Source organism: Bacillus sp. B1-b2, from assembly GCF_009183415.1.
Taxonomy (GTDB): domain Bacteria; phylum Bacillota; class Bacilli; order Bacillales; family Cytobacillaceae; genus Niallia.
In genome coordinates this window covers 42,889-50,157 of record NZ_WEHU01000030.1, presented here as the reverse complement: position 1 = coordinate 50,157, position 7,269 = coordinate 42,889, and the positions used below count along the sequence as shown (strand labels likewise).

General features: G+C 33.4%; 6 protein-coding genes. All 6 read right to left on the bottom strand.

Annotated features, from left to right (window positions below; all coding sequences use genetic code 11):
• Window positions 1-606: 606 nt before the first annotated feature.
• Window positions 607-1,164 carry a GNAT family N-acetyltransferase gene (locus tag F9279_RS20855; RefSeq protein ID WP_152116126.1) on the bottom strand — a complete coding sequence of 186 codons (558 nt, stop codon included), beginning with the start codon at window positions 1,162-1,164 and terminating at the stop codon, window positions 607-609.
• 412 nt (window positions 1,165-1,576) lie between these two features.
• Window positions 1,577-2,329 carry an ABC transporter ATP-binding protein gene (locus tag F9279_RS20850; protein ID WP_152116125.1) on the bottom strand — a complete coding sequence of 251 codons (753 nt, stop codon included), beginning with the start codon at window positions 2,327-2,329 and terminating at the stop codon, window positions 1,577-1,579.
• Window positions 2,326-3,390 carry an iron chelate uptake ABC transporter family permease subunit gene (locus F9279_RS20845; protein ID WP_152116127.1) on the bottom strand — a complete coding sequence of 355 codons (1,065 nt, stop codon included), beginning with the start codon at window positions 3,388-3,390 and terminating at the stop codon, window positions 2,326-2,328. The genes F9279_RS20850 and F9279_RS20845 overlap by 4 nt, the downstream gene beginning before the upstream one ends.
• Window positions 3,390-4,397 carry an ABC transporter permease gene (locus F9279_RS20840; RefSeq protein WP_226793789.1) on the bottom strand — a complete coding sequence of 336 codons (1,008 nt, stop codon included), beginning with the start codon at window positions 4,395-4,397 and terminating at the stop codon, window positions 3,390-3,392. The genes F9279_RS20845 and F9279_RS20840 overlap by 1 nt, the downstream gene beginning before the upstream one ends.
• A gap of 34 nt (window positions 4,398-4,431) precedes the next feature.
• The gene (locus F9279_RS20835; protein ID WP_152116123.1) at window positions 4,432-5,445 is read right to left on the bottom strand and encodes a siderophore ABC transporter substrate-binding protein; all 1,014 of its coding nucleotides are present in this window, start codon (window positions 5,443-5,445) and stop codon (window positions 4,432-4,434) included.
• Window positions 5,446-5,814: 369 nt separating this feature from the next.
• Window positions 5,815-7,128 (bottom strand): hemolysin family protein, encoded by a 1,314-nt coding sequence (locus tag F9279_RS20830; protein WP_152116122.1) that lies wholly within the window; start codon window positions 7,126-7,128, stop codon window positions 5,815-5,817.
• Window positions 7,129-7,269: the final 141 nt, after the last annotated feature.

The following is a 7,269-nucleotide window of genomic DNA, read 5'->3' as shown; positions in this document are numbered from 1 at the left end:
TCGTCAAAAGTTATAGTAAAAAAATGGATGTTTACTACCTTCGTTTTAATGTTTTCGTTCTTTCTCTTTTTGAGGGAAAAACAAAAACAGAAAATTCAAAACTTATTTATGCGACATTAGTGAGTTTTTGATAATGAAAAATAGATTGTAAGAATATAGAAGATTTGTTTACAGTTTCTCTATCCATTTATACTTAAGAATATCTATAACGATATAATCCAACTAAATTATGGAGGTAATTATTATGCATAAGTGTAGTAAATGTAACCGAAAGTTTAACTGGAGTACTTTATATCATTCGTTTTTGTTTTTCTATAAGCCTATTACCTGCTCCTAAAAACATCCCATAAAGTAAGGTTTATCACTCGCCTTATAGCTGTATCCATATCTGTAGTGCCATTCTTCCTCGTATACTGGTTGTGCTTAGAGCTTTTAAAATTCAATTTTGGTTTTTCACTCATTTTCGCACTTATATTTTCTATTTCACTTTCTCTTTTATATCCTTTTCTTGCTAAATATCAATCTTTATAATTTTGTAAACGAAACAACCCCATTTGTTACATAAGAAAAAGTGCTCTCCTATTTATAAAGGAAAGCACTTTCCGTTCAATTAAAATTACAATATTTATTCCATTCTTGCTCTAAAATGCTAAATAAAAGTGAATCACGCCAGCCTTCTTTTAATAACATATTTTCGCGCAACCTACCTTCTTTAGTCATTCCGATTTTTTCTAACACCCTTGATGAAGCAAGATTTCTAGGGTCACATGTAGCATAAATACGATGAAGTTTAAATTGTGTAAATCCGAATTCTAGTAAAATGCTTGCTGCTTCTGTTGCAAATCCATTTCCCCAAGCTTCTGGATTTATTATGTATCCAATTTCCCCTGTTTTATTTGTAATGTCTTGAATATGGAACTCTACTGAACCAATCATTCTTTCCGTTTTCTTCTCCATTATGGCAAAAACAAATCGAGTTCTTGTTTCCTTTTTCGCATCTACAATTACTTGTTTTACAAAATCTTTAGACTCTTCCTCTGTGTTTGGTCCCCATGGTTGGTATTGACATACTTTCTCTTTTGAAGCATACTGATGCACATCTATCCAATCCATCTCTTCCATTTCTCGTAAGGTTATTCTATCACTTTTAAGGTTACTAATCATTGAAACATCTCCTGTTATTACATTTCCCTATATTTTTCCATCTATTTAATTTAACATAAATCGATACTAAGACGTTAAATTTCCTTCAATATCATTTTATGTAAAAGCAATAGTTATCGCATGTAAACTAATAACAATGTCATGATTTTATGTTAAATGCTATACCATACTTTGATAAATATCTCTGAAAGATCAATAAAGGTTAATTCCCACATTTTCATTTTTTCTTTAGAGAAGGTCCACTCTTATTTATTGGGGAATCAGGTTAAGCCAAAGGTTCTTTTCTATAAAAAATCAAAAAGACTTGCTAAATTTTATGACTAGCAAGTCTCTTTACTTTTTTTAATTACACAAACAACTGCCTATGTAGACGATAAGGAATAGATACTTTTCCTTTTAAACCATGTTTTATTTAATAAATCGCAATTGGCCCATAAGGACCAGCCAGAATTTCTATTTTCGTTTCAAAAATATCTGTCAAAACTACAGGATCCATAATCTCTTCTACTGTTCCAAAAGCAGCAATTTGTCCATCTTTCATCGCACAAATTCTATCAGAATATTTAGCAGCAAAATTAATATCATGCATTACAGTTACAATCGTTCTTCCAAATTCATTAGCAGCCTGTCTCAAATGCTCCATCATTTGGACAGAACGAGCAACATCTAGATTGTTCAAAGGCTCGTCCAAAAGGACATATTCCGTCTCTTGGCACAGAACCATTGCAACATATGCTCTTTGCCTTTGACCACCAGAAAGTTCATCTAAGTATCTATTTTCCAGAGCAGTCAAGTCTAAAAAATCGATATATTTAGAAATAATTGCTTCATCTTCCTTTGTTAATCTCCCTTTTGAATACGGAAAACGTCCGAATCCAACTAGCTGTCTAATCGTAAGCCTTGTTACAAAATGATTTTCTTGTCGCAATATAGTTAATATCTTTGCTAAGTCATTTGATTTAGATTGAGAAACATCCATATTTGCCACCTGAATTTGACCTTCATCCATATCCAAAAGCCTACCAATCATTAAAAGGGTCGTAGACTTCCCAGCACCATTAGGACCAATTAAAGAAGTAAGACCAGCTTTCGGTATTTCAATATTCAGTGGTCCTATTTTTACCTTATCACTATACAATTTTCTAACATTATTAATCTTTATCATAAAGCCCTCTTCCTTAAAATGACGATTAAGAATATGATTCCACCAAATAGTTCAATAATAACGGAAACGACACCTTGAGCATTAAATACATGATACATTAAAAAGTATGCACTCGTAATGATCAAAAACCCAATAGCAAGAGCCATCGGAAAAACATATCTGTGATCATAAGTCGGAGCCGCTTGATAACTCAGAGTTGCAACTAAAAATCCATAAAAAGTAAGTGGTCCAACCAAAGCTGTTGAAATGGACATTAAAATAGCAACTAACACAAGGACATAAATAGTACTAGATTGATATTTAACTCCCAAAGAAGTAGAAACATCCTTTCCAAGTGACAAAGCATTTAATTTTTTAGAGTAAGCAAGAATTAAAAACCCTATAACTATTACCATTGGTATAACAATAGGAAAATACTCTGAATCTGCATTATTGACCGAGCCAAACAATTTTGCCTGTAAAATATCAAACTCAGAAGGAGCAAGAAGCCTTCTCATAAAAGTGGACACCGAATTCAGTCCTGTTCCAATAATAATTCCAACCAAAAGCATGAGCTGCAAGTTCCCATACTTCCCAGAAAGTAACCATCCATAAAGTATCAAACTCATTAAGACCATCATAATAACTTGGAATACAAATGGACCAATTCCAGTAAAGTTTATCATGGCACTAGCACCAAAGAAAAACATGGTACTAGTATGAATGGTTGAATACAATGATTCAAATCCTAATAGGGAAGGAGTAATAATTCTATTATTCGTAATAGACTGGAAAGCAACGGTAGACAAGCTCTGACAAACTGCGGCAATGATCATGGCTACAACTGCTACTATTCTTCTCATCACAACGGGAATAAAAGAAGGTGAATTTACTGGAACTGGATTGTTATAAACTAATAGTCCATAGGATGAAAGGAGACCTAAAGCAATAAATGTTATAAGTAAAATCCAATATCTTTTTTCTTCTTTCTTAGAACGAAAAGCTCTAGCTGATCTTTTTTCATTATGAAGGCTAGACTCGATTTCGACATATTCTTTATTCCTAACTTCCAATGTGTTCATCATAGCCTCCCCTGTTTTCTCTGTCTCAATAATATAGTAATAAATACGACTGACCCTATTGTTCCAAGTATTAATGATACAGGTACTTCAAAAGGCATAATAATGGTTCGAGAAATAATGTCACAAAGAGTTATCGTACCCATTCCTATTAAACATACCCAAGGCAAATTACTTCTGAGATCATCTCCTCTAAACATGGAAACAATATTTGGTACTATTAAGCCTAGAAAAGGTAGGTTTCCTATAACAGCTGCAACAATTCCAACTGCAAAAGAGATCAAAGCAGTACCCAAAAGAACGATTCTATTGTAATTTAATCCAAGACTAGTAGCAACATCTTCTCCAAGTCCAGCTAGAGTCAATCTATTTGCAAAAAGAAAAATAAGAATAGTGACAATAACAATTAGCCACAAATATTCATATCTTCCAACTTGAACCGCTGCAAAAGAACCTACAAACCAGCTTTCAATACTTTGGGTCATTTGAAAAGTGAGTCCAATAAAGGTAGAAACGGCAGAAATAACTGCACCAAGCATTAAACCTATAATCGGGACAATCAATGACGACCGAAGTTTAACTCTTCTTAGAAACAAAAAGAAAATCATCGTTCCTATAAAAGAAAAAATGATGGCACCAGTCATTCTTAGAACTAAGGATGGAGAAGGAAACAATAAGTACACAAGCAAAAGTCCTAAACCTGACCATTCAATTGTTCCCGTTGTAGTTGGTTCCACAAAACGGTTCTGTGTAATTAATTGCATGACAAGTCCTGCCATAGCCATTGCAGCTCCAGTAAGCATTAATGCTACTGTTCTTGGAACTCGAGTGATGAAAAACATTTCCATTCCATCCTCTTGTCCACTTATATCATAGACTCCCGTAAACAGTGATATAATTCCTAGAATGATAACACCTATACTCGTTATTATTAAAGGTATTGTTATAATTTTATTGTGGTTATAAAGCTGGGGCTGAGAATTCCTCTCAACCCCAGCTTTCTTTGCTATTGTTTTTTTCAACACTTTGATATACTCCCTTAGACTATTTAGCTAAAGTACTTGCAAGATTTTCGAATAACTCGATATATGTTTGAATGGATTCATTTGTGTAAGTATCATTAGGTGCATAAACAATCTGTCCATTGGATACAGCAGTTGTGTTTTGTAGAGCTGGTGAGTTCTCCATTACATCCTTAGCTGGAACTGCTCCCTCTTCAGCAGATACTGCAGCATCGCGATCTAGTACAAACAGCCAATCAGGATTACTTTGAGCAATGGCTTCAACAGAAACTTCATCACCTTGATGATCGGAAGAAGTCTCGTCCACTTCTAATGCTGGTGCCCATTCAAAAATTTGGTACATTGGTCCCCAAACACGACCAGAATTAGGAGCGGCAAAACCAATATCTCCACCAGAAACAATAACGCTCATTATTTTATCTGTTCCATTATATGCTGACTTAGCATCTTCAATAGATTTATCAAAATCTGCTACTAATTGTTTCGCTTCTTCTTCTTTATCAAAAATTTGTCCTAAAGAATTTGTTGTATCTTTAAATCCATTTACAAAGTTTTCTCCAGGTGTGTCTGTTTCCTCAGAAACATCAAAGCTAAGATCAACAACCGCTGCATTTGGCACTAATTTTTTTATTTCTTCATAGTAACTAGCAAATCTCTGACCAACAATAACAAGCTCAGGATCTACAGCTGCAATAATTTCAAGGTTTGGCTCACGGTGATTTCCGATATTTTGAACTGATTCATCTTTAACATATGCAGAATCCGCAGGCATTACATCTTTTGGAGCAGCCACTAATTCTATTCCCCAATCAGATAATGTTTCAAATGTTCTATTATCTAAAGCAACAACCTTCTCAGGGTTTACAGGAACAGGAACAGTTCCATGAATATCCGTTATTTCAACTGTTGTTGCTTCAGCAGATTCCTTTTCTTTCGCATCCGTTTCCGTTTCACTACTTCCATTACTTGAATTGGAGCATGCTGCTAACATTAAAGCAAAAATTCCTAAGATAATCGTTAATTTAAATTTCCCCATTTTTAATACTCTCCCTATGTAATCTTTTTTAACAGCTTATTGAATTAATAAAGCAACATCTATGTTATGTTTTAATGCAATATGTATTAAAATTATCTTTATTAACTATAATGCAAAAAGACCTTTCAAAAACAAAGATGATAATGATTATCAATTTCAACATTTGTACTTAGTATACCAATTTACAATTTATTGTCAACATTTTTTTCAGTACTTATTTTCAAAAAACTAAGCACCGTAGGCTACATTTTCCTTTAATGCAACAAAAAAAACCTGAATAATGTAAGCGAAAGAGACATTAAAAATTCGCTTTATCATTCAAGGTTTTCATTACTTGGAATACTTATATTATCATCACTTTTTTATAAATTACTCTTCTTCCTTCAACCTAGTAACCATAATTTTGTCTACTCTAAAATGATCCATATCTACTACTTCTAATTTCAAATGCTCTAATTCCATATACTCACTAGCTTTTGGAATATAGCCTAAGTGATTTGTAATGAGTCCACCAACTGTATGAAATCTTCTTTTACTTCCTCGCTCGATAATATTCATGTCTAGGTCAAAGTACTCCATGAAATCTTCGATAGAGACAAGACCATCTACTAACCATGAATTCTCTTCTCTTTGAGTAATCTGACGTTCTGCCTCTTCGTTGCTTTCAGGCATATCACCAACAATGTTTTCCATGATATCATGTAAAGTGACTAACCCTTCTATTCCTCCATATTCATCAATGATAATAGCTTCATGTCTTCCAGATGCCTTTAAACTCTCTAAAGCTTGATACACCTTTGATGTTTCTAATAATACTAGTGTTTTTTCTATACATTCTTCCAATCTAAATTCGCCCTTTGATACCATTTTTGAAAGTACATCTTTTGTATGAATGACTCCTTTAAATTCATCTAAGCTTCCTTTTCCTACTGGAAACTTAGAATAAGGACTATTCATCATTAATTGTATATTATCTTCAAAGGAATCTTCTAAGTCTATCCAAACTAGTTGTGTTCGTGGTGTAAGAATGTCCCCTAACGTCTTATCACCTAAATAGAAAATTTGCTCTACTAGATCTTGCTCAATTGCTTGAACTACACCGCTATATACTCCCTGTTCAATAAGTTGTGTAATTTCTTCTTCTGTTACATCTGGTTCTTGTGCTGGCTTAATTCTTAATAGCTTTAATACTACCTCCGTTGACTTACTAAGAAACCATATTAGCGGTTTTCCAATTTTAGAGAAATAATACATCGGTTTAGCTATCATACAAGCAACTTTTTCAGGATTCCCCATCCCAATTCGCTTTGGAACTAATTCTCCAATAATTAAAGAAAGATAAGTCGAAATACCAACAACAATCACAAAGCTTAGCTGATAGCTAAAAGTAGCAAGAACATCTATCTTTGCTACATAGACAGACAATTGACTAGCTATAGTAGCTCCACCAAACGCACCTGTTATGACTCCGATAAGCGTTATTCCTATTTGAATAGTGGATAATAATTGATTAGGATCCTCTGCCAGCTTCAGTGCGAAGCCTGCTTGCGTATTTCCTTCTCCTTTTAATTTCTCCAGTCTATTTTTCTTGGAAGTAACAATAGCAATTTCTGTCATAGCAAAAATACCGTTTGCAATAATTAAAATTAAGACAATAACAATAGAAACTCCTATACTATCCAAAAAATGTTCACCATCCTTTGTTAAGTTCTTTTTATTATGTGTAAATACTTTTCTAATAAACTTACTACTTTAAGTAGATACATATGTACTACTGCTACCTATCCTATATATATCCTTTTTCATTTCTTGTTAATCCTTTCA

Coding starts and splice junctions, on each gene's coding strand:
- F9279_RS20835 (WP_152116123.1), bottom strand. CDS start 5,445: ATGGGGAAATTTAAATTAACGATTATCTTAGGAATTTTTGCTTTAATG.
- F9279_RS20850 (WP_152116125.1), bottom strand. CDS start 2,329: ATGATAAAGATTAATAATGTTAGAAAATTGTATAGTGATAAGGTAAAA.
- F9279_RS20845 (WP_152116127.1), bottom strand. CDS start 3,390: ATGAACACATTGGAAGTTAGGAATAAAGAATATGTCGAAATCGAGTCT.
- F9279_RS20855 (WP_152116126.1), bottom strand. CDS start 1,164: ATGATTAGTAACCTTAAAAGTGATAGAATAACCTTACGAGAAATGGAA.